This window comes from Bradyrhizobium sp. NC92, assembly GCF_025200865.1.
Lineage (GTDB): Bacteria > Pseudomonadota > Alphaproteobacteria > Rhizobiales > Xanthobacteraceae > Bradyrhizobium.
On the sequence record NZ_CP104171.1, the window covers coordinates 7,698,682 to 7,721,529 of the forward strand.

15 protein-coding genes are annotated in these 22,848 nt (G+C 64.9%); 9 read left to right on the plus strand and 6 right to left on the minus strand.

The window, feature by feature from the left end; translation table 11 throughout:
- Positions 1-6: 6 nt before the first annotated feature.
- Complete coding sequence (locus N2602_RS35805; protein WP_260381046.1) at positions 7-1,035, minus strand: glycosyltransferase family 2 protein; 1,029 nt, start codon at positions 1,033-1,035, stop codon at positions 7-9.
- A 322-nt stretch (positions 1,036-1,357) separates the two neighbouring features.
- On the opposite strand from N2602_RS35805, the gene N2602_RS35810 reads away from it, so the two are divergent.
- The 5 genes from N2602_RS35810 (at position 1,358) to N2602_RS35830 (ending at position 7,193) form a co-directional block, all read left to right on the plus strand.
- Positions 1,358-2,152: a bifunctional 2-polyprenyl-6-hydroxyphenol methylase/3-demethylubiquinol 3-O-methyltransferase UbiG gene (locus N2602_RS35810; RefSeq protein WP_260381047.1), complete on the plus strand. Its 795-nt coding sequence runs from the start codon at positions 1,358-1,360 to the stop codon at positions 2,150-2,152.
- 291 nt (positions 2,153-2,443) lie between these two features.
- Entirely contained in the window at positions 2,444-4,819 is a 2,376-nt protein-coding gene (locus N2602_RS35815) for a Wzz/FepE/Etk N-terminal domain-containing protein (RefSeq protein WP_260381048.1), read from the plus strand.
- A complete protein-coding gene (locus N2602_RS35820; RefSeq protein WP_212259290.1) occupies positions 4,812-5,615 on the plus strand; it encodes a WecB/TagA/CpsF family glycosyltransferase in 804 nt (267 codons plus the stop codon). The genes N2602_RS35815 and N2602_RS35820 overlap by 8 nt, the downstream gene beginning before the upstream one ends.
- 19 nt (positions 5,616-5,634) lie before the next feature.
- Positions 5,635-6,627, plus strand: coding sequence for a UDP-glucose 4-epimerase GalE (gene galE, locus N2602_RS35825; protein WP_172787101.1), 993 nt, complete (start codon positions 5,635-5,637; stop codon positions 6,625-6,627).
- A gap of 224 nt (positions 6,628-6,851) precedes the next feature.
- Positions 6,852-7,193 (plus strand): hypothetical protein, encoded by a 342-nt coding sequence (locus N2602_RS35830; RefSeq protein WP_311739367.1) that lies wholly within the window; start codon positions 6,852-6,854, stop codon positions 7,191-7,193.
- On the opposite strand, the gene N2602_RS35835 is transcribed toward N2602_RS35830, so the two are convergent.
- Together N2602_RS35835 and N2602_RS35840 are read right to left on the minus strand one after the other, a co-directional pair.
- The gene (locus N2602_RS35835) at positions 7,167-11,273 is read right to left on the minus strand and encodes a GAF domain-containing protein (protein WP_260381050.1); all 4,107 of its coding nucleotides are present in this window, start codon (positions 11,271-11,273) and stop codon (positions 7,167-7,169) included. The genes N2602_RS35830 and N2602_RS35835 overlap by 27 nt on opposite strands.
- A gap of 373 nt (positions 11,274-11,646) precedes the next feature.
- On the minus strand, positions 11,647-12,102 hold the full coding sequence (locus N2602_RS35840) for an Lrp/AsnC family transcriptional regulator (protein WP_260381051.1): 456 nt from the start codon (positions 12,100-12,102) through the stop codon (positions 11,647-11,649).
- Positions 12,103-12,254: 152 nt separating this feature from the next.
- Here N2602_RS35840 and N2602_RS35845 point away from each other — a divergent pair, with 152 nt between their 5' ends.
- Entirely contained in the window at positions 12,255-15,704 is a 3,450-nt protein-coding gene (locus N2602_RS35845; RefSeq protein WP_260381052.1) for an indolepyruvate ferredoxin oxidoreductase family protein, read from the plus strand.
- 134 nt (positions 15,705-15,838) lie between these two features.
- Here the strand turns inward: N2602_RS35845 and N2602_RS35850 are convergent, their stop codons facing one another.
- The gene (locus N2602_RS35850) at positions 15,839-16,996 is read right to left on the minus strand and encodes an IS481 family transposase (RefSeq protein ID WP_409241876.1); all 1,158 of its coding nucleotides are present in this window, start codon (positions 16,994-16,996) and stop codon (positions 15,839-15,841) included.
- A gap of 167 nt (positions 16,997-17,163) precedes the next feature.
- Complete coding sequence (locus tag N2602_RS35855) at positions 17,164-18,075, minus strand: LysR family transcriptional regulator (RefSeq protein WP_172787097.1); 912 nt, start codon at positions 18,073-18,075, stop codon at positions 17,164-17,166.
- Positions 18,076-18,288: 213 nt separating this feature from the next.
- Between N2602_RS35855 and N2602_RS35860 the strand changes: the two genes are divergently transcribed.
- The 3 genes from N2602_RS35860 to N2602_RS35870 all read left to right on the plus strand — a co-directional run bounded on the left by N2602_RS35860 (position 18,289) and on the right by N2602_RS35870 (position 21,688).
- Positions 18,289-19,470: an HlyD family secretion protein gene (locus N2602_RS35860; protein WP_260381054.1), complete on the plus strand. Its 1,182-nt coding sequence runs from the start codon at positions 18,289-18,291 to the stop codon at positions 19,468-19,470.
- A 117-nt stretch (positions 19,471-19,587) separates the two neighbouring features.
- On the plus strand, positions 19,588-21,201 hold the full coding sequence (locus N2602_RS35865) for an MDR family MFS transporter (RefSeq protein WP_260381055.1): 1,614 nt from the start codon (positions 19,588-19,590) through the stop codon (positions 21,199-21,201).
- Between the two features lie 25 nt (positions 21,202-21,226).
- A complete protein-coding gene (locus N2602_RS35870) occupies positions 21,227-21,688 on the plus strand; it encodes a carboxymuconolactone decarboxylase family protein (protein WP_172787094.1) in 462 nt (153 codons plus the stop codon).
- 134 nt (positions 21,689-21,822) lie between these two features.
- Here the strand turns inward: N2602_RS35870 and N2602_RS35875 are convergent, their stop codons facing one another.
- Positions 21,823-22,683, minus strand: coding sequence for a D-amino-acid transaminase (locus N2602_RS35875; protein WP_172787093.1), 861 nt, complete (start codon positions 22,681-22,683; stop codon positions 21,823-21,825).
- Between the last annotated feature and the right edge of the window lie 165 nt (positions 22,684-22,848).

The following is a 22,848-nucleotide window of genomic DNA, read 5'->3' on the forward strand; positions in this document are numbered from 1 at the left end:
GCCGCGTCAAGACGCGATCTTCGAGGCCTCGTAAGGCTTCGGCTCGAGGCCAAGGGCCGCCAGGGCGGCACCAAACGCGACCATCACCGGATGCATCGCGACGACGGCTTTCGACGACGTCGACAAGACGGCGGCTCGAAGCAGCGACAGCGGCAACCGTCCAAGCATCTGCGCGCACACCCGCACCCGCGCCGATGCGCTTCGCGCGGCCTTGTACTGCACACGATAATTGATCGCACCGATGCGCAGGCCGCGCTTTGCGATCCAGGCGAGGCTGGTGCGGTTGTGCGGCACGGTCTCGGTGATGACGGCCTCCGCCGTCCAGTGGAACAGCATGCCGGCGTCACGGCACCGCACGAAGAAATCGCAATCACCGCCGCCGAGAAAATTGAAGCGCAGGTCGAACGCGGGACGGTCGAACCGTTCGAATGCGGCACGCGTGATCAGGCAATTGCCGCAGCCGTAGATCAGCGGCACCGCACCGCTGTACTCGTAGGCTGGACAGAAGGCGGGATGACGCGACAGCCAGGGCTTGCTGTCGTCGTCGAACACAGGCAGCACCGGCCCGCCGACCACATCGGCGCCGGTCGCCTCCGCGGTGCGGACCATCAGCTCGAGCCAGTCGCTTGATGCGATCTCGTCGTCGTCGATCATCAGGAAACGGGTTGCAGCGGGAAACAGTTCCTGCGCGGTCTCGAAGGCAGCATTGATCGCGTGGCAATTGCCCTGCCGCTTCTCGATGAGGCAAACGCCCTGGAGCCTCCCAGCGGCCAGGAACTCCGCGGCAACCGGCGCGCTTTCGCGCCGCATCGCGTCGTTCTCGACCATGACGACGGCAAAGGAACGCGGGGTGCGCTGGTTCGCCAGCGATTCCAGCGTCAGGCGCAGGTGTTGCGGACGACGGAAGCAGGGAACGCAGACGACGATGCCGACCGACAGGTCGATGACGCGAGAGCTCGCCACGATCTCCCGGTTGGGATCGCCCACGGCATCCGAGATGCGCGCCACAGACAGGTCTGTCGGGATCAATGTCATGAGGTCTAGATGTCCGAGATGTATTGAAAAAGCCCTGCTTCGATCGCGCGTCCCACGACGGCACATCGCCGCGGGACAGATGCGTCCCAAAATGGACGGCTGCCGCGCGGCACATGACCACCAAGTTCGCCGCGCGTCATGCTGCAATTGGCGGTCCACGCGCCGACAACGCTCCAACATGAACAATGCTGTAGTTAATGCGCCTGCGCATTAACCGGGCCGTAAGCACTGCGACCGGTGAGACGATGCGGCATCGGATTTGCTCTTCGGGCAGGCGCATTTTTTCCTGTAAATTTGAATAGAACAAGCGCGGTCAGAATCCATGAACAAGCCAGCCACGATCGACTTCGCGACAACCACGGCGATCCCCGCGGCCGCGCCCTATGCCGAGGCGCTTCATGATCTCGTCCCCGGCGAAGCCCGCGACAGCCTGCTCGCCGTCCATGACGTGCTGTGCCGCGAGCTGCCGCGGGGCCGGCTCGCGATCTATGAAGCAGGCGGCGGCTCGTGCAGCGTTCTGCCGCCGGACTTGCTGAGCCGCAGCAAGGTTACGGTCGTCGACATCGACGAGGACCAGGTCCGCAACAACACCTACGCCGACGAGGCCATCCTCGGCGACGTCCAGACTTACCGCTTCGCCCGCGAGACCTTCGATCTCGTGATCTGCTACAACGTGATTGAGCATCTGCCTGATGTCGACGCCGCGCTGCTGAATTTCCGTGACGCGCTCAAGCGCGGCGGGATGATCCTGATCGGCGCGCCCAATCCGCGCTCGCTCTCCGGGGTCGTCACCAAATATTCGCCGCACTGGTTTCACGTCTGGTTCTATCGGCACATCCGCGGCATCAAAGACGCCGGCCTGCCCGGCGAGCCTCCGTTCCCGACCTTCTTTCATCCGCTGGTGACGCTGCCCCGGCTCCAGGCATTCGCGGCCGCCAACGGCCTCGAGATGATCTACCGCCGTGAAGTCGAAAGTCCGCGCTATCCCGAGATGCGCCGGCGCAAGCCGCTGGTTGCGGCGCTGGTCGACGCGGGCGCCGCGGTGCTGAACGCCGTGCTGCCGCGCGGCACCGACGTCCGCCGCGGCGACTATCACGTCATTCTTCGGAGGATCTGACGGCGATGGCACGTGCGCGGCCCATCACCGGACGAACGGCGGCTCGCGGCCATGCTGCGCGCGGTAACGAACCGTTAATTGCTGGAAGAGGCGGGTATCGCGGGCGTCATAAGGACGCGCCGAGGGATGGCATGCGCTTAAACGCTTTGTTTGCCATTTCGGTGAATAGTCCCTCAATGAGTATGGTTAATTTTCCCTGTTGCGTTGATTGGGCACCTATATCCCGGGTGCGTGGCGTAAAGCGAAGAGTAACCCCTCAGCCCGCGGCACTTGGAATGAAAGCTGGGGATCATGCTTGATTATAACCAGCCGATCGATCGAGCCGGACCAGAGGCCTCAGAGCGGAAGCCGCAGGCCGGCTTCAACGTGCTGGAGCTCGCCACTCTGCTCTGGCGGCGGAAGGTCGCGATCGCCGCGGCCGCCCTGCTCGGCGCAACGCTTGCCGTCACCATCGGCAAGAGCGTGACGCCCCGCTACACCGCCACCGCTCAGCTCTATGTCGACCCGCGCGAGCTCCAGCTCGTCGACCGCGAGCTCACGCCGCGCGCCCAGGACGTTTCCGGCATGTCCATGGTGGTGGAGAGCCAGGCGCGCCTGATCACCTCCAACAGCGTGCTGCTCCAGGTGATCCAGCAGGCGGGTCTCGACAAGGACCCGGAATTCGGAGGCGGTGACGCTGCGGGCCTGATGTCGTCGCTGCTCGGCCTGATCGGCCTGCAGCCCCGCGCGCCGTCCGCCGCGGAGACGAAGGAGGTGCAGCTTGCGGCGCTCGAGGCGCTGAACAGGCACATCGCCGTGCGCAAGACCGAGAAGAGCTTCATCGTCGACGTCGAGGTCTGGTCGACGAATCCAGCGAAGGCGGCGATGCTCGCCAACACGCTGACCAATGCCTATCTCGCCGAATCTCGCAATTCGCAGGCTTCGGCGGCACGGCGGGCCACCAACGATCTCTCCAGCCGCCTGAAGGAGCTGCGCGACCGGCTGCGCAACGCCGAGACCGCGCTGGCGACCTACAAGGCCCAGAACAATTTCGTCGGCACCCAGGATGCGCTGATCAGCGATCAGCAGCTCTCCGCCAGCAACCAGCGGCTTTCCGCGGCCCGCGCGGCGACGATGGATGCGCAGGCGCGGCTCGACCAGATCGAGGCGAGCCGCCGTACCGCCGCCGATGCCGGCGCGATTCCGGAGGCGCTGCAATCGCCGACCATTGCGAATTTGCGCGCGCAATATGCCGATGCGCGGAAGAAATATGCGGAGCAGACCGGCGAGCTCGGCCCGCGCCATCCGGCACTGCGCCAGACCGAGAAGCAGGTCGAGGACCTCAAGCGCACCATCAACGAGGAGATCGACCGCTTCGCCCAGTCCGCCAAGAACGACCTGACGCGCGCCCGCGATTTCGAGGCCTCGCTCAACCGCGCGCTCGAAGCACAGAAGCGGCAAAGCGTCCAGCTCAGCCAGGCCGCCGTGCGCTTGCGCGAGCTCGAGCGCGAAGCCGATGCCAGCCGCGAGGTCTATCAGTCCTTTCTCAAGCGCTCTCGCGAGACCGAGGAGCAGGAGAGCCTGAATACCTCGGCCGCCCGCGTCATCGGCGAGGCGACGGTGCCGCAGCGGCGCTCGTTCCCGCCGGCGATGAGCCTGTTCGCGATGATCGGCTTCATTTTCGGGGCGATCGCTGCATCGAGCTGGTTCGTTGTGGCAGATTTGCTGTTCGCTGGCGCAACCGCGCCTGCGACGCCGACACCCGCCCGACGTGAGCGCTCGCCGATGCCACGGGCATCCCGAGCACCGGAGCTCCCGCGGGCTGCGGAGGTTGCCCAGCCGCGGCAGACCCCGCGCGCATCTGAAGCTGCGTCGGCTCCGCCGGAACTTGCCGCGCCTCCGCTGCAGCCTTCGATGGTCGAGCAGCCATTGATCGAGAAGCCGCTGATAGCACGCTTCCAGGAGGCCGACGTCATCCACACGCTCGGCGCCCTACTTCCCACCGGCGGCGGCGTCGATCTCACACGGCTGGGTTGGCCGACGCTGCGCCCGGGCTTTCCCCTGACGAGCCTGCTCAACGCCTGGCGCGACATGCGCGCGGCGGTGGCGCGGCGCGCCGGCGGCAAGGCGATGCCGGTGGTCGCGCTGGTCGGTGTCGGCAAGACCAGCGGCCGCAGCGTGGCCGCGCTGAATTTCGCGCTGGCGGCTGCCCGCGACGGCGCCCGCGTGCTGATGATCGATGCCGACCATCAGGCGCGCTCGCTCTCAAACAAGGTCATCCGTCCCGGCAGGAGCGAGCCGAGCAGGCTCGGCTGGCTCTCGATCGGCAGCAAGGACGCACGCGAGATCAGGACGGTCAACGGCATCTCGGTGCTGCCCGCCGCGGAGGGCGACGCCGGCAAGGCCGCCGACGCCATCCGCAAGGCGATTGCGCAGGCCCGTTCCGCCGGCGGCTATGATCTCGTGGTCCTCGACGGCCCGGCCTTGCCGCTCGCTTCCAGCGGCCGCAAGCTGTTCGACGACATCGACGCGCTGGTGGCCGTGCTGCCGACCAGCCTCGACGTCAACGACAGCCTGGAAGAGATCCTGACCGCGCTCGGCCAGGCCGAGCGCAAGCTCGTCGGCGTCGTGCTCGACGAGCTCACCCCTGCAATGCAAACGCGCCAGCGAGGCAAACAATATGCTTGAGCGCCGCGTCAACTTCGACGGACGGGCAGCAACTGCCGAGGTGCCGAGAATCACCGTCGGCGGACTTCGCATGGCCGCGCTCGACCTGGAAGAGACCGCCGATTTCATGATCGAGGCGACCAATCCCGACCATCGCATCGGCCGTCCGCTGTTCCTGACCTCGGCCAATGGCGAGGTGCTGGCGCGCTGCTCGACCGAGCCGCAGACCGAGCGCCTGTTCCGTGCCGCTGATTTGATCAACGCCGACGGTCAGCCGCTGGTCGCAGCTTCGAAGCTGCAATCCTGGTTCCCGCTGCCGGAGCGCGTCGCAACCACGGACCTGTTCCACGTCGTCGCGCGCAAGGCCGAAGCCGCAGGCCGCACCTTCTACATGTTCGGCGCAAGCGAGCCCGAGAACGCCGCTGCGGTCGCAAACGTCCAGAAGATGTATCCACGTCTCAAGATCGTCGGGCGCAGCCACGGCTATCTTCGCGGCGAGGCGCTGCGTGCCCAGGTCGAGGAGATCAATGCCCTGGCGCCGGATTATCTGTGGGTCGCGCTCGGTGTGCCCAACGAACAGGCATTCGTGAAGGAGTTCACGCCGCATCTGACCAATGTTGGCGTCATCAAGACATCCGGCGGACTATTCAACTTCTTGTCAGGGAGCCGTTCCCGCGCGCCGCAATGGATGCAGAAGATCGGGCTCGAATGGGCCTGGCGCACCTTGCTCGAGCCGCGCCGTCTGCTCTGGCGTTATTTGACCACCAACCCCCGCGCGCTCTATCTTCTCTTCAGCCGCAACCGCCCCCTCCGCTAAGAGAAGAGCAGAATACGATATGACTGACCGACCGACCGTCCTCGTCACCGGGGGCGCTGGCTATATTGGCTCGCATGCTTGCCGCGCATTGACCGCCGCCGGCTATCAGCCCGTCGTTTATGACAATCTCTCGACGGGTCATCGCAGCTTCGTATCCGGCCCGCTGGTGACGGGCGACCTGCTCGACGGCGCGGCGCTGGCGCGCGCCTTCGCCGACCACAAGATCACGGCGGTGATGCATTTCGCGGCGGCGAGCCTCGTCGGGGAGTCCATGACCGACCCGCAGAAATATTACATCAACAACGTCCAGGGCACGCTGTCGCTGTTGCAGGCGATGCGCAACGCGGGCTGCCATCGTATCGTGTTCTCCTCGACGGGCGCCGTCTACGGCAACGCCGATTCCAAGGCGCTGCCGGAAGACTTTCCTTGCGCGCCGATCAATCCTTACGGCGCATCGAAATTGATGATCGAGCGCATGCTCGCCGATTACCGCACGGCCTATGGCTTCGGTGCGTTCTGCCTGCGCTATTTCAACGCCAGCGGCGCCGATCCGGCCGGCGGCATCGGCGAGCTGCGCGACAACGAGACCCACCTCATTCCGCGCGCGATGATGGCGCTTCAGGGCCATGTCGACTTCGCGGTGTTCGGCGACGATTACGACACGCCCGACGGCACCGCGATCCGCGACTACATCCACGTCACGGACCTTGCGGCCGCGCATGTCGCGGCCTTGAAGCTTCTGGAACAAGGCCATGCCGGCGGCAGCTTCAATCTCGGCACCGGCTCCGGTTTTTCCGTGCGCGAGATCCTCGACGCGATCAAGAAGGAGACCGGGCGCGAGGTGCCGCACACGGTCAAGCCGCGCCGCGCCGGCGATCCCACCTTTCTGGTCGCCGATCCCTCTGCTGCGAGAAAGGTGCTGAACTTCGTGCCGCGTCACTCCGACCTGCCGACGGTCGTCCGCACGGCCTGGGCCTGGCACCAGAAGGCGCATCCGTTCAGGCCGCGTTAGGCAATCGCGGCTGCAATCGCTTGCTTGCCGTGCCCTCGAGCGGCTAGAATGAATTGTCGCGGCCGCGCCGGCGCATCGCCGACCGCCGCGCGTTCCGCATTGCCGACGACGACGTCGGCCTGCATGGTTCGGCCCAGTTGCACGAACCGAATTTTCCGAGCGAAGTGACGATCAAGTCGGCGTGTCGGCCCGTCGTCGGACGCGATTCTGGGAGCATCGACCACATGCATCAGGCTGCCCGCCTGGAATTCGAGCGCGTGATGGAGGAGTTCGTCCGCTGGCATGTCGTGCCGGAGGACGAGCGTTCGCCCGCGCCTGCCTGGTGGTGGGGGCCTGCCATGGCCGTGGTCGACGACCAGGAGCCGATGAGCGCAACATGCTGCTGCGCATTGGACGTAAGCGAAGGGACGAGCTTCGCCGACGGCGCGCGTGCCATTCTTGCACTGTTCAACGAGCAGACGTCACTGACGGCCCCCCAGGATTTTCCGAGCAAGGCCGAGGGGGAAGAGCACGAGGTCCGCGAGCTGCACCCGCAGCCGTCAGACGACAGCGCGTTTCAGCCCTGAGGCTGCGTCTTCATCGGCCGCTTCCGGCTGGAGCGGCGGCGCGACGGGCAGCACCATCGGCCGCAGCAGCTCGGCCATCTGCCGCGCCGGCAGCGGCTTGGAGATCAGGAAGCCCTGCATCTCGTCGCAGCCATGGCTGCGCAGGAACGCCTCCTGCTCGGCATTCTCGACGCCCTCGGCGACGACGGTCATGCCGAGGGCCTTGCCCATGCTGATGATCGCCTGCGCGATCGCCTGATCCTCCGAATCCTGCGGCAGGTCGCGCACGAAGGAGCGGTCGATCTTGATCGTGTCGATCGGGAAGTGCTTCATCAGCGACATCGACGAATAGCCGGTGCCGAAATCGTCGATGGCGAGACGGATGCCGCGGCTCTGGATGGAGTCGAGCACCTTGAGCGCGCGGCCGACATTGCGCATCATCATGCTCTCGGTGACCTCGAGCTGGAGCAGCACCGGCGACATGCCGGAGGCCGCCAACGCCTCGTCGACGTCCTGCAACAGATGCTCGTCGGCAAACTGCCGCGGCGACAGGTTGACCGCCATCGACAGCGGCAGCAGGCCGCGGCGCTGCCAGGCCATGGCTTGCGCGCAGGCCTCTTTCAGCACCCAGCGGCCGATCGGCACGATCAGCCCGGTTTCCTCCGCGAGCGGAATGAATTGTGCGGGCGAGACGTTGCCGAGCTCGGGATGGGTCCAGCGCAGCAGCGCCTCGACACCCGTGATCTGACCGGTCGCCATGTCCACCTTGGGCTGGTAGTTGAGCGAGAACTGCTCGCGTTCCAGCGCGCGGCGCAGCGCGCTCTCCAGCGACAGCCGCTCGATCGACTGCGTCTTCACCTCGTTGGAGAAGAATCGATAGCCGTTCTTGCCGTCCTCCTTGGCGAGGTACATCGCCATGTCGGCGTTCTTGGTCAGCGTCTGCGCATCGGAGCCGTTGGCCGGATACATCGCGATGCCGATCGAGGCCGTGGTGTGGCACTCGTGGCCGGCGAGCTCCATGGGCTCGGCGAGCGCAGCGAGCAATTCAGTCGCGATGCGCTGAACGTCGTCGATCTCGCCGCACTGGTCGAGGATCACCACGAACTCGTCGCCGCCGAGGCGCGCGACCACGTCGCTCGCCCGCAAGCTGCCGCGCAAGCGGTTCGCGACTTGGAGCAGGAGCAGGTCGCCGGCCTCGTGGCCGAGCGAATCGTTGATGACCTTGAAGCGGTCGAGGTCGATGAACAGCACCGCAAAGCGGTGATCATGGCGCTGCGCCGCATCGATCGCCTCGCGCAAGAGCCCGTTGAAGGTCTCGCGGTTCGGCAGGTCGGTCAGGCTGTCGTGCGAGGCGAGGTATTCGATGCGCTCGTCGGCCTTGTTCTTCTCGTCGGTGCGATCGAAATTCTCCATCGCGAAGGAGACGTTGTCGGCGAGACGCTGCAACAGCTCGACGAATTCTGGCGTGAAGGTCGCCGGCTCGGTCGACATGTAGATCATGACGCCGACGGCCTCATCGTGCGTGACGAGCGGAAACGCGGCGCCCGACCGCGCGCCATCCCCGCGCACAATGGGGTGGAAGACGCGGACGCGGTCGTCGTTGAGATAATCGTTGCTGATGCAGGGCTGGCGCGTGCGGAACGCCGTGCCGCTCATGCCGCGCCCCTCCGGCCGCTCGGGATCGATCGAGAGACGGACATTGCGCGTGGTGGCGGCGGACGGACCGGCGGCGGCGACGATCTCGAGCAGGTCGGTACCGGGCCTCGCCAGGGCAATCGTGGTCGAGGTGAACTTGGCGCCGTTCGATGCCGCAAGGCAGACGAGGTCGAACAGCTCGGCACGCGACTTCGCGCGCATGATCGCCTCGTTGGTCGCGCTCAAGGCCGCGAACATGCGGGTGAGGCGCTCCTTCTGCGCTTCGGTGCGTGCCTTCTCCTCGGCGCGCTCGAAATTGTCGAGTGCGAAGGAGACGTTCTCCGCGAGGCGCCCGAGCAGCTCGACCAGATCGGGCGTGAACGTATTCTCTTCCGGTGCGAGGAAGAGCAGAATGCCGACCGGTTCCCGTCCCGCTCTCAGCAGCGGGAAGCACGCCGCAGCCCGCGTTCCGTCCTCGATGGCCCTCGCGCGCCAATAGGCGGACCGCGGCTCGCTCAGATAATCGTTCATGACGCTGGGCCGGCGCGTGCGCAGCGAGAGGCCGATGATGCCCTGGCCCTCGGGATGGTCGGCGGAAATGACGGAGGTCCGTCCGGCTATGCGCTCCTGCAGGCGCCCCTTGACCGCAACGACGCGGACGAGCTCGCCTGCTTCGTCGATGATGCCGATCGTCGCCGCGGCGAACAGGTCGCCCAGCACGGCCGCCTGGCAAGCCACCTCGAACAGCTCCTCGCGCGTCTTGGCGCGCATGATGGCTTCGTTGGTTGCGCTCAGCGCCTCGAACATGCCGCTGAGACGATTGCGCTGCTTGTCCGCCCGCGCCTTCTCTTCGGCGCGGTCGAAGCTTTCGAGCGCGAAGGCGACGTTGGCCTGAAGCCTGCACAGCAGCTCGACGAGCTCCGGCGTGAAGGTGCCGCGCTCCGGGGAGTTGAACAGAAAGATGCCCTCGACCCGGTCGCCGTTGAGCAGCGGCAATGCCGCCGAGGATGCGATGCCGGTACGGCGGGCGCTGGCGTGCCAGGGCGCGATACGGTCGTCGGCGAGCACGTCGTTGCTGACGGCGGGCTGGCGCGTGCGAAACGCGGTGCCGGTCAGGCCGCGCCCTTCGGGCACCTGGTCGGAGGTGGAGAACGTGAACTCGCGAACCTCATCGGCGTTCGGGCCATAGCAGGCGGCGACGCGCAGCAGCCCGGTGCGATGGTCGACCAGCGCGATGGTGGCCGAGGTGAACTTGGCCCCCTTGGCGGTCGCCTCGCAGACGAGATCGAACAGCTCGGCCCGCGACCGCGCCCGCAGGATCGCCTCGTTGGTGGCGCTGAGCGCCGCATACATGCGCGCCAGGCACTCTTCTTCTGCGGCGATGCGGGCTTTCTCGGCCTCGCGGCCGAAATTCTCGATCGCGAACGAGACGTTCTCGGCCATGCGCAGCATCAGCGCGACGATCTCCTCGTCCTTGGCCCAGGAGCGGCTGATGAAGAACAGCAGCACGCCGACGCTCTCGCCGTGCCTGATCAACGGCGCGACGACGCAGGCGGCGACGCCGGTGTTGACGTTGGCCTGCTCCCACGGCGTGCCCCTGGTGCGGCTGGCGAGATCGTCCTCGACGATGGCCTTCTGCGTCCGGAATACCTCGCCCGAGATGCCCTTGCCGTAGGGATTCTCCGGATCGACCGAATAGCGCGCCTGGGTGACCAGCTCGAGGTTCTGGCCGGTGGCGGCGACGGGCTTCATCCAGTGCGAATCCGGCTCGCGAAGCAGCACGATGGTCGCCAGCGACTTGCCGCTGTGGACCGAGGCGTCGCATACCAGTTGATACAGCTCCTGCTCGGTCTTGGCGTGCAGGATGGCTTCGTTGGTGGCGCTGATGGCGCCGAACATGCGGTTGAGCCGCCGTGTCGCCCGTTCACTGGCCTGCCGCGCGGTCTCACGCGCGAAATTGTCCAGCGCGTAGGAAATGTTCGCCGACATGCGCTCGAACAGCGACACCATCTGCTCGTTCAGCGAGTTGGGCTCGCTCCGCGTCACATACAACACGCCGACACTCTTGCCGCTGCAGAGCAGCGGCAGCGCCGCGGCCGCACCGATGTGGGCCTGGGCGGCGCCCTCGCGCCAGGCCAGCGAGCGCGGATCGTTCAGATAATCGTTGCTGACGCACAGCTTCTGATGGCGAAACGCCTCGCCGCCGACGCCGGATCCTTCGGGCGTGCCGGTTTCCGTCGTGATCACGATCGAGCGGAGCCGCGCAATGTCATCGCCACAGCCGGCCGCGAAGCACAACCTTCGGCCGTCCGGCTCGACCAGGAACACGGCAACGGCCAGAAAGTCCCCGCTCGAAAACCCGGCATCGCAGACCTTCTGGTACAGCTCCTCCGGCGATCTCGCGTAGAGAATCGCTTCATTGATGGCGCTCAACGCCGCAAAGGTGCGCGCGAGTGTCGTCGACACGATCTCAGCTCCCGGGCATTTCTGCCTATTTCTCCCGGTGCCTTTATGGGTGGCGACCGCCTAAGTGGTCGTTATTGCGCGGCGCAAACCGTCGATCAAAGTGAACGAGCTGCGAACGAGCGCGACAAAACTGACGGGAATACCGCTGCGGGGCCGAACCGTCGACGAAAGGCATGTTCCGTTTACCAATTTGCCGCCCTGTGTTGGTTTACGGGAGATTGATATCGCGGTGCCCTGGGGTGGGCAAAGCGACTTGTCCGCCGTAGCTCGATGAGCGAAGGCGGAAGCGCGCCTACCGACCTTCGCAAGGTCGAGCGAGATCGTGGGCACGGCGCAAGTGCGCCTTTGCCCACCCCACAGGACTTTCCGCATCTCAAAACGGCAGCGCCACGCTGGTCTTGATCTCCTTCAGCACGACGTTGCTGCGGACGTAGCGGATGCCGGGGATGCGGAACATGAACTCGTCGAGGAAGCGGTTGTAGGCCGCCATGTCCTGGACGACGACGCGCAAATGATAATCGGCGTCCCCGGTGGTCGCAAAACACTCCAGCACCTCGCGGCGCTTGGTGACCCTCGCCACGAATTCGTCGACGAACTTCGCATCGTGACGCTCCAGCGAGACGTGGAGGATGGCCGACATCGCAAAGCCCGCCTGCTCGCGCGCGACCAGCGCCGCATAGCCCTGGATGACGCCGCTTTCCTCCAGCGTCCGCACCCGCCGCCAGCAGGCGGAAGTGGACATGCCGACCTCGTCGGCGAGTTGCTGGTTGGTGGCGCGGCCATCTCTCTGGAGATGGGCGAGAATGCGGCTGTCCTGCTCTTCGATCATGGGAGGCTCCAGTTCGAGCAGATCTACCAGATTGAACGCCCACTTGCAAAATCCTACCGAATTTCTGCAACAGAAGGGATAAATAGGTAAGACCTACCAACGCCTCGGGCATAACCTTCCATCACTGGGCAGGATGCCGCGCGAGGTCCGCCATGGACGCCATTTCCTCACTCGACACGTACGAGCTCTCCGATCGCTACGAGCGCGAGGAGGGCCGCGTCTTCCTCACGGGCACGCAGGCCATCGTCCGTATCGCGCTCGACCAGGCGCGACGCGATCGTGCGGCCGGGCTCAACACCGCCGGCTTCATCTCCGGCTATCGCGGCTCGCCGCTCGGCGGCGTTGATCTCGAACTGTGGCGCATCCAGCAGCAGCTCAAGCGCGACCGCATCGAATTCCTCCCCGCCGTGAACGAGGACCTCGCGGCAACCGCGGTGCTGGGCTCGCAGCAGGTCGAGACGCAAGCCGACCGCGAGGTCGATGGCGTGTTCGGGCTCTGGTATGGCAAGGGGCCGGGCGTCGATCGGTCCGGCGATGCGCTCAAGCACGGCAACGCCTATGGCTCCTCGCCGCATGGCGGCGTGCTGGTGGTCGCCGGCGACGACCATGGCTGCGTCTCCTCCTCGATGCCGCATCAGTCCGACGTCGCCTTCATGAGCTGGTTCATGCCGACGCTGCATCCGGCCGACGTCGGCGAATATCTGGCGTTCGGCGAATATGGCTACGCACTGAGCCGCTTCTCCGGCATGTGGGTCGGCTTCAAGGCGATCTCAGAAATCGTGGAATCAGGCGCCTCCGTCGCGCTGCGCCCGCCGCGCCTCTTCCACACCCCCGACTTCACGCCGCCGCCGGGCGGACTGCACTATCGCTGGCCCGATTTGCCGGGCCCGCAGATCGAGGAGCGGCTGGAAGCCAAGAAGCACGCGGTCTACGCCTTCGCCAAGGCCAACCCGATCGACCGTCACATCTACGATATCCCTGGCGCCACCTACGGTATCGTCACGACCGGCAAGGCGCATCTCGATTTGATGGAGGCGTTGCGGCTGATGGGCCTCGATGAAGCGGCCTGCCGCCGCATCGGCATCGACGTCTACAAGGTCGGCATGGTCTGGCCGCTGGCGTTGCACGACGCGATGGGGTTCGTGAAGGGCAAGCGCGAGATCCTGGTGGTCGAGGAGAAGCGCGGCATCATCGAGAGCCAGTTCAAGGAGTACTTCTACGACTATCCCGGCAGCAAGCCCGAGCGCATGGTCGGCAAGCACGACGAAACCGGCGCACGGCTGATCTCCTGGATCGGCGAATTGTCGCCTCGCGCGCTGGCGAACCTGCTCGCGCGCCGGCTCGATCCGATGTTTCCGGGCCTCAATCTCGCCGCGCGCGCCGCCGCCTTGATGCCGGAGGCCGCGCGTACGATCAATGTCAGCGGCGCGACACGCACGCCCTATTTCTGCTCGGGATGTCCGCACAACACCTCGACCAAAGTGCCGGAAGGATCGAAGGCGCTCGCCGGCATCGGCTGTCATTTCATGGCGAGCTGGATGGACCGCGAAACCTCCTCGCTGATCCAGATGGGCGGCGAGGGCGTGAACTGGGCGGCTTCATCGCGATTCACCGGGCACAAGCACGTGTTCCAGAATCTCGGCGAAGGCACTTACTACCATTCCGGCTCGATGGCGATTCGCCAGGCGATCGCGGCCAAGGCCAACATCACCTACAAGATCCTGTTCAACGACGCGGTCGCCATGACCGGCGGCCAGCCGGTCGACGGGCCCGTCAGCGTCCATGCCATCGCCCACAGCGTCCGCGCCGAAGGTGTTGAGCGCATCGCCCTGGTGTCGGATAATCCCGCGCAGTTCTCGCCGTCCGATCTGCCGGCCGGCGTCACCATCCATCCGCGCGAGGAGATGGATGCCGTGCAGCGCGAGCTGCGCAACATTCCCGGCGTCTCGGTCCTGATCTACCAGCAGACCTGCGCCACCGAGAAGCGGCGCCGGCGCAAGCGCGGGCAGATGGCCGATCCCAAGCGGTTCGCCTACATCAACGATCTCGTCTGCGAAGGCTGCGGCGACTGCTCGGTCGAATCCAACTGCCTCAGCGTCGAGCCGAAGGAGACGCCGTTCGGCCGCAAGCGGCAGATCAATCTGTCGGCCTGCAACAAGGATTTTTCCTGTCTCAACGGCTTCTGCCCGAGCTTTGTCACGGTCGAAGGCGCGACGCGCCGCAAGAAGAGCGCGAGCCGGATCGATGCGACCGAGCGCGCCGCAACGCTTCCCCTGCCCGCGCCCGCAACGCTCGACCGGCCCTACGACCTCATGGTGACCGGCGTCGGCGGCACCGGCGTGATCACCGTCGGCGCGCTGATCGGCATGGCCGCGCATCTGGAACGCCGCGGCGTTTCGGTGCTCGACTTCACCGGCTTTGCGCAGAAATTCGGGCCTGTGCTGAGCTACATTCGCCTGGCCGCGAGCCCCGAGGCGCTGCACCAGGTCCGCATCGACCAGGGCGCGGCCGATGCGCTGATCGGCTGCGATCTCGTCGTCAGCTCCTCGCCAAAGGCCTCGGGCACCTATCGCCGCGGCACCCGTGCCGCCGTCAACACCGCGGAAATGCCGACCGGCGACGTGGTCCGCTTCCGCGACGCCGATCTCGCTGCGCCAGCCCGCCTGCGCGCAATCGATCAGGTCATCGGCGAGCACAATCTCGACACGATCAATGCCAACGTACTGGCCGAGCGCCTGCTCGGCGATTCCGTCTACGCCAACATCATCATGCTGGGCTTTGCCTGGCAGCACGGTCTTGTCCCTGTTTCGCTGCAGGCTTTGTTGCGGGCGATTGAGCTCAACGGCGTCGCGGTCGAACGCAACAAGCAGGCCTTTGCCTGGGGCCGGATCGCCGCTGCCGATCCGGATTTTCTGCCGAAGGCGGAGGATGCGCCAAAGGCCGAGACGCTCGATGCGACCATTGCCCGGCGCATCGAGTTCCTCACGGCCTATCAGAACGAAGCCTACGCGGCGCGCTACCGGGCGATGGTCGCAAAGGTGCGCAATGCCGAGGCCAAGCTGAACAGCGAGGCGCTGACCGAGGCGGTCGCGCGCGCGCTGTTCAAGCTGATGGCCTACAAGGACGAGTACGAGGTGGCGCGGCTGCACATGCAAACCGGCTTTCTCGATGAATTGAAGCGCGAGTTCGAGGACGGCTTCAGCGTCCAGTATCACCTCGCCCCGCCGTTCCTGACGTCCCGGCGCGACGCCCGGGGCCGGCCGCGCAAGCGCGCCTTCGGCCAGTGGATCCAGGTGCCTCTGGCCATGCTCGCGCGCCTGAAAGGGTTGCGCGGAACGCCGTTCGATCCGTTCGGCTACACCGCGGAACGGCGCGCCGAGCGTGAACTGATCGCCTGGTATGAAGGCCTGATCGAGCGGATGCTGGGCGAGCTCGACGCGGCGCGCCTGCCAAATCTCGTGGCGATTGCCAGAGGCCCGATGGAGATCCGCGGCTATGGCCCGGTGAAGGACGCCGCGATCGTGAAAGTGAAGACCGAGGTCGAGCGACTGCTCGTTGAACTTGACACACCACCGCCGGCAAGGATGCAGGCCTACGGTTGACGCAGCGCTGCCGGGATCGTGCCCTACCCTTCGCCCTCTCGTCATTGCGAGGAGCGCTTGCGACGAAGCAATCCAGAATCTTTCCACGGAGGGATTCTGGATTGCTTCGCTTTTGTTCAGCCCGGGTACATAGCTTACACCTGTTCGGGGACATGGTTGACACTTTTGGGGTTACGTAAATCGATCGTTTCGATCTGATGAGCGGCAAAGAATATTCCGAACTTTCCGTCAGCACTGAGTTGGCGAATGGCGAGCCTCTCACCACGGAAGGCCTGCGGGACTTTCCAGAGCCGCCCCTTGAAGCTGACATAGGCCTTCGTGGTGGAGACGGAACGGACGATCTCGCCCTCCTCATATGCCACCGTTGGAAGGCGGTCCGGCATGGGGCGCTGGCTCGGTCGATAACGGCTCGCGGGCACATCGAAGCCCAATGCCTCGTGCGGCCGATCGAGATTGTAGACGGCTCGCCATTGGTCGAACGCCCGCTGGACATCAGCAAGGTCCCGGTAGCGCTTGAAGGCGAAGACCTCGGCTTTCAGGCTGCGGTGGAACCGTTCGTTCTTGCCTCGGCTCTGGGGATGATAGGGCCGGCTGTGGATCGTGCGGACGCCGAGCTTGAGAAGCCACACCGTCAGCGTGGTCCAGGGATCTTCAAGGGTGAAGCCCCAGGGGCCGCCATTGTCGACAAAGATCGCATCCGGCAGCCCGTAACGGCGGAATGTCGTCTCGAGATGGCCTCGTACCGTCGAGCCTCGTTCGTTGTCACAGGCTGCCAGGCACAAGGCAAAGCGCGAGTGATCGTCCAGCGTCGTCAGTGGATGACAGGACACGCCGTTCTCCAGCGCACTGTGTCCCTTGAAGTCCATTTGCCAAAGCTGATTGGGCGTATCCTTCTCGAAGCGCGTATACGGCTGTCCAGGCGTCCCCGCCGGCTCCTTCACCCGATCGTAACGTCGCAGAATCTCGTGCACGGTGGATATCGCCGGAATGGCTTGCCGGTTGCGCTTGAGACGATGGGCGAGTTTACGCGCTCCCCAGGCCGGGTGAGCATCGCGCAGCTCGACGATCTGCTGCTCGATCGCAGCGGCTGTACGCTCCGGACTGTGATGAGGTCGTCGCGACCGGTCCGCCAAGGTCGTATCGCCTGCATCGTACCGCTGGATCCATTTGTAGCCGGTCGGGGCGCTGATGCCGAACTGCCGGCACAGCTGCCGTAGGTTCGCTCCTTCCTGCTTGGCAAGCATCACAAACTCTCGCCGTTGATCCATGACTGACACCTCTCGCCACGGCATCGCTCGCCCCCTTGTTTGACGAATCGAGCCGATTTTGACGTGTCAACCATGTCCCCGAACACCTGTCAGTCATGTCTCCGGGCTAAACACTTCGCTCGCAATTACGAAGAGATGGTGGGCACCGCGCCAACGCGCCTTTGCCCACCCTACGGCTCTGCCGCCATCGCTTACGAATACGGGTTGATCAGCTTCTGCTGCTCGGCGCTGTGATGCACGAGCAGGTCGATGAAGGTCCTCACCTTCGCCGATAGATGATGACGATGCGGGTAGACCGCATTCATGGAGAGCTCGACCGTCCGATATTCCGGCAACAGGCGCACGAGGCGGCCGGCTTCGAGATCATCCTGAATGAGGAACCCCGCCATCAGGCAGATTGCGGCGCCCTCCAGCGCGACCTTCCGCAATGCTTCCCCGCTGTTGGTGACGAAGCTGCCGGAGATGCGCACCGAGGCCGGCGAGCCCTTGCGATCGAGGAAACGCCACTCGTCGCCGAACGGATAGTTCAAGTGCCGACCACAATTGTGCGCGGCGAGCTCGTCGAGCTTCTGCACCCGGCCGTGCTTCTCGATGTAATCGTGGGAGCAGCACAGCACGTGACGCCAGGTGGCAAGGCTCCGCACGATCAGGCTCGAATCCGGCGGCTGTATCATGCGCAGGGCCACGTCATAGCCTTCCTCGATGAGGTCGACCTCGGCCTCGCCCATGCGCAGATCGATCTTGAGCTCCGGATAGGTCGACAGCAGTTTCGCCGCAATCGGCGCGACGAACGGCACCATGTGCGTGGCGACGTGAATGCGCAACGTGCCACGCGGCACCGACTGCAATTCGCTCGCGATGTCGTCGGCCTGTTCGATGTCGGCGAGAATCTGGACGCAGCGGTCGTAATAGGCCTTGCCGATCTCGGTCAGATTGACCTTGCGCGTGGTGCGGTGAAGCAGCCGCACCCCGAGCCGGTCTTCCAGGGCCTGCACGTGATTGCTCACCATGGTGGTCGACATATTGAGCTTGCGGGCTGCTGCAGAGAAGCCGCCGGCCTCGACCACCCGGCTGAACACTTCGAGGCTGGTCAATCGATCCATGGCTTTCCTTGCACCGGATGTGCGCCTCGGCAGCAATCGCGCGACAGAGACGGCAATCGCGCTGGCGCAGTCGCGCCCCTGACCCGGTAGACATCACGAACCAGGGTGACGGCTCAGATTATCAACTCTCAATGGATAATCCTTCCAAAATTTAGCCGATTATCATCCCGGCCAGCAAGACCGATAGTCTCAGCGAGCCGACAGGAGACTGCAATGTCCGAAATGCCCCGCACTGAGACCTTCCAGCAAGCAACTGAAATCGCGCACGAATATGCCAAGGCGCCACCCGCTATCCCGGCCCGGAACATGGTTCGGCGCGCGGCCTTGGCGCTCGCGCTCCTCGCAGGCACGGCAGCCATGGCCTACTACGGACACGATTACTGGACCAACGGCCGCTACCTCGAATCCACCGACGATGCCTATGTAAAGGCGGACTCCACGATCGTCGCGCCGAAGGTCTCCGGCTACATCGCCAAGGTGCTGGTCGGCGACAACGAGAAGGTTCGGTCGGGCCAGCTGCTGGCCAAGATCGACGACCGCGATTTCAAGGCGGCGCTCGACCAGGCGAAAGCCGACGTCGCTGCCGGCGAAGCCTCGGTCCGCAACATTGATGCCCAACTCGAACTGCAACAGCCGATTATCGCGCAGAGCACGGCTGATGTGGCGGCTGCGGACGCCAATCTGAAGTTCGCGCAGGAGGAGCGTGCCCGTTACGACGACCTCATGAAGTCGGGCTCCGGCACGATCCAGCGCGCACAGCAGACCGATGCAGCGCTGCGCGCCAGCAGCGCACAATTGCAGCATGCCAAGTCCGGCCTCGTCGCCGCGCAGCGCAAGGTCGACGTGCTCACCACCCAGCGCGCCCAGGCTGCTGCCCAGCTCGAACGCGCTCGTGCAGTCGCGCAGCAAGCCGCGCTGAACCTGTCCTATACGGAAATCACAGCTCCCGTGGACGGCACGGTCGGCGCCCGCAGCTTGCGTGTCGGCCAATACGTGCAGGCCGGCACGCAATTGATGGCAGTGGTGCCGCTCGATGCCGTCTATGTCGTCGCCAATTTCAAGGAGACCCAGCTCACCCATGTGCGGCCGGGCCAGCCGGTCGAGCTGCACGTCGATAGCTTCCGCGACACCATTCTGCGCGGTCATGTCGACAGCCTGTCGCCGGCAAGCGGGCTCGAATTCGCGCTGCTGCCGCCCGACAACGCCACCGGCAACTTCACCAAGATCGTGCAGCGCGTTCCCGTGAAGATCGTGCTCGACGATCACAGCCTCACCGGCCTGCTGCGGCCGGGCATGTCCGCGGTGCCGATCGTCGACACCAAACAGGCGGTGCTGGCCGAGCGCGACAGCGCGAAACGTCTGGCTAACAACGCACCCCACGCAAGCGGAGACTGAAGCCGGAAGGCTCCGGCCGGACCGTCAAATCCGCCCGGATGATCCTTCCAAAGCTTCCACGATGATCGAAACCAACCGCATAACGCATCCAGTCTCAGTACCCGAGACGAGGCTTCCATGAGCACGCTCCAACCGGCCCTCAACGCCACCTCCGCCAATCTCCCCGTCCCTGCTGAGCCCACGATGCCGGTTGTATCCACAAGGACCTGGATCGCGGTGATCGGCGCCACCCTCGGCGCCTTCATGGCGGTTTTGAACATCCAGATCGTCAACGCCTCGCTCGCGGACATCCAGGGCGCGATCGGCGCCGGCATCGACGACGGCGGCTGGATATCGACCTCCTACCTGATCGCCGAGATAGTGGTGATCCCGCTGTCCGGCTGGCTGGCGCAGGTGTTCTCGATTCGCATCTACCTGCTCACCAACGCGATCCTGTTCCTGGTTCTGTCCGCGGCCTGCGCGCTGGCGCAGGATCTGTCGCAGATGATCGTGCTGCGCGCCATCCAGGGCTTCACCGGCGGCGTGCTGATCCCGATGGCCTTCACGCTGATCATCATGCTGCTGCCGCGCGGCAAGCAGCCGGTCGGCCTTGCGCTGTTCGCGCTGTCGGCGACGTTCGCGCCGGCGATCGGCCCGACCATCGGCGGCTATCTCACCGAGAATTTCGGCTGGCAATACATCTTCTATGTCAACCTCGTGCCCGGCGCGATCATGGTCGGCATGCTCTGGTATGCGCTCGAGGCGAAGCCCATGAAGCTGGCGCTGCTCCGCGAGGGCGACTGGGCCGGCATCATCACCATGGCGATCGGCCTGTCCGCACTGCAGACCGTGCTGGAGGAAGGCAACAAGGACGACTGGTTCGGCTCGCCGTTCATCGTCAAGCTCTCGGTCATCGCCGCCGTTGCGCTGACCGCCTTCCTGATCATCGAGCTCACGGTGAAGAAGCCACTGCTCAATCTGCGCCTGCTCGTGCGCCGCAATTTCGGCTTCGGCATGCTCGCGAACTTCCTGCTCGGCGTCGCACTCTACGGCTCCGTGTTCATCCTGCCGCAATACCTGTCGCGCATCCAGGGCTACAACGCCGAGCAGATCGGCACGGTGCTGGCCTGGACCGGGCTGCCGCAGCTCATGCTGATCCCGCTGGTGCCGCGCCTGATGCAAAAATTCGATGCGCGGATTATCATCGGCGTCGGCTTCGTTCTGTTCGCAGCATCCAACTTCATGAACATCGACATGACCAACGACTATGCCGCCGACCAGCTGCTGTGGCCCAATGTCGTTCGCGCCATCGGCCAGGCGCTGGTGATGGCGCCGCTGTCGGCGGTCGCAACCGCAGGCATCGAAGCGGAGAATGCGGGCTCGGCCTCCGGCCTGTTCAACATGATGCGCAATCTCGGCGGCGCCGTCGGCATCGCGCTGCTGCAGACCGTTCTGACCAAGCGCGAGCAATATCACTCCAACGTGCTGATGCAGTCGGTCTCTGTGTTCGAAGAAGCCACACGCACGCGGATCGAGCAGCTCACACAATATTTCGTCAATCACGGCGTTCTCGACCGTGCGGACGCCGCGCATCGCGCCTATGTAGCGATCGGCCATACCGTGCAGAAGCAGGCCTTTATCTTCGCCTTCAGCGACACGTTCTATCTGCTCGGCATGGCGCTGATCGTTGCCCTGGTTGCCGTCCTCTTCCTGAAGAAGCCCGGCCAAGTCTCGGCCGGTGGAGCCCACTGACCCAGCCAAAAAAAGGAGAACGACCATGAAGCCCCGCATGAACTACTACCAGGCCGCGCCCGACACGATCAAAGCGCTGATGGCGCTGGAAGCGCAGATCCAGTCGACGGGCCTGGAGAAATCGTTGATCGAGCTGGTCAAGATCCGGGCGTCGCAAATCAACGGCTGCGCCTTCTGCATCAACATGCACACCGAGGACGCCCGCAAGCGCGGCGAGACCGAGCAGCGCATCTATCTACTCAATGCCTGGCGCGAATCCCCGCTTTATTCCGACCGCGAGCGCGCGGCGCTGGCCTGGACGGAAGCGGTGACGCTGATCTCAGAGACGCATGCGCCGGATGACGTCTACGAACAGGTTCGCGCGCAATTCTCCGAGGCGGACACGGTGAACCTGACCATGCTGATCGGCGCCATCAATGCCTGGAACCGGATTGCGATCGCGTTCCGCGCCGTCCATCCGGTGAAGGTGAAGGCGTCGGTGGCGTGAGCCGGCCGTAACAGACGGTCTCGTAGGGTGGGCAAAGCGTAAGCGTGCCCACAATTCTTTCAGCGAAAACGAGAGAAGACCTGGGCACGGCGCAAGGGCGCCTTTGCCCACCCTACGGCAGCTGAGCGTGTGGCCTAAACCGCCGTCGCCTTGGCGAACTCAACGTAGATCTCGCGAAGGCGCGTCGCCGTCGGACCGGGCTTGCCGTCGCCGATCGTCTTGCCGTCGATGGCGACGACCGGCTGCACGAAGGAGGATGCGCTGGTGATGAACGCTTCCTTGGCGGCGAGCGCTTCGGCGACCGTGAAGGAACGTTCCTCGACGCGGAGCTGGCGCTCTTCGGCAAGCGCGATCACGGCCTTGCGGGTGCAGCCGGGCAGGATGGCGTTGGAGTTCTTGCGGGTGACGATGACGTCGTCCTTGGTCAGGATGAACGCCGTGGACGAGCCGCCCTCGGTCACATAGCCCTCCTGCAGCATCCAGGCTTCGCCGGCGCCGGCTTCGGCCGCGGCCTGCTTCGCCAGCACCTGCGCCAGCAGCGCCACGCTCTTGATGTCGCGGCGCTCCCAGCGGATGTCGGGCACCGTGATGACTTTGATGCCGGTCTTGGCCACCGGGGTGTTGATGATGTCCTTCTCCGAGGTGAACATCACCAGGCTCGACTTGACGTCAGCCTTGGGAAACGGGAAGTCGCGCCCCTTGTCGGCGCCGCGCGTCACCTGGAGATAGACGAGGCCGTTCACGAGCTTGTTGCGCGCGATCAGCTCCTTCTGCAGCTCTGTGATGCGCTCGATGGTCTCCGGCAGCCTCAAGCTGATCTCGCCGACGGACCGCTCCAGCCGCGCCAGATGCGAAGCATTGTCGACCAGCTTGCCGTCGAGCACGGCCGAGACCTCGTAAATGCCATCGGCGAACAGGAAGCCGCGATCGAGCACCGAGATCCTGGCTTCCGAGAGCGGGACGAATGAGCCGTTGACGTAGGCGATCGAGTCCAAGGCAGGTCTCCTGGGAGGGAAAAGGGGGGAATTGGCTATCGGTATAGGAGATTTGGCGAGCCCGATAAACCCTCGATCAGTCATTCCGGGGCATTCGCAAAGCGAATGAGCCCGGAATCCATCTCACCCCGGTACTGGCGCCCGATGGATCCCGGGCTCGCGCTA

Bases quoted from the DNA above. Each gene is read 5' to 3' on its own strand.
- N2602_RS35830 (WP_311739367.1), top strand. From the start codon at position 6,852: ATGCATCAGGCTGCCCGCCTGGAATTCGAGCGCGTGATGGAGGAGTTC.
- N2602_RS35820 (WP_212259290.1), top strand. From the start codon at position 4,812: ATGCTTGAGCGCCGCGTCAACTTCGACGGACGGGCAGCAACTGCCGAG.
- N2602_RS35815 (WP_260381048.1), top strand. From the start codon at position 2,444: ATGCTTGATTATAACCAGCCGATCGATCGAGCCGGACCAGAGGCCTCA.
- N2602_RS35870 (WP_172787094.1), top strand. From the start codon at position 21,227: ATGAAGCCCCGCATGAACTACTACCAGGCCGCGCCCGACACGATCAAA.
- N2602_RS35850 (WP_409241876.1), bottom strand. From the start codon at position 16,996: ATGCCGTGGCGAGAGGTGTCAGTCATGGATCAACGGCGAGAGTTTGTG.
- galE (WP_172787101.1), top strand. From the start codon at position 5,635: ATGACTGACCGACCGACCGTCCTCGTCACCGGGGGCGCTGGCTATATT.
- N2602_RS35810 (WP_260381047.1), top strand. From the start codon at position 1,358: ATGAACAAGCCAGCCACGATCGACTTCGCGACAACCACGGCGATCCCC.
- N2602_RS35860 (WP_260381054.1), top strand. From the start codon at position 18,289: ATGTCCGAAATGCCCCGCACTGAGACCTTCCAGCAAGCAACTGAAATC.
- N2602_RS35865 (WP_260381055.1), top strand. From the start codon at position 19,588: ATGAGCACGCTCCAACCGGCCCTCAACGCCACCTCCGCCAATCTCCCC.
- N2602_RS35855 (WP_172787097.1), bottom strand. From the start codon at position 18,075: ATGGATCGATTGACCAGCCTCGAAGTGTTCAGCCGGGTGGTCGAGGCC.
- N2602_RS35845 (WP_260381052.1), top strand. From the start codon at position 12,255: ATGGACGCCATTTCCTCACTCGACACGTACGAGCTCTCCGATCGCTAC.
- N2602_RS35840 (WP_260381051.1), bottom strand. From the start codon at position 12,102: ATGATCGAAGAGCAGGACAGCCGCATTCTCGCCCATCTCCAGAGAGAT.
- N2602_RS35805 (WP_260381046.1), bottom strand. From the start codon at position 1,035: ATGACATTGATCCCGACAGACCTGTCTGTGGCGCGCATCTCGGATGCC.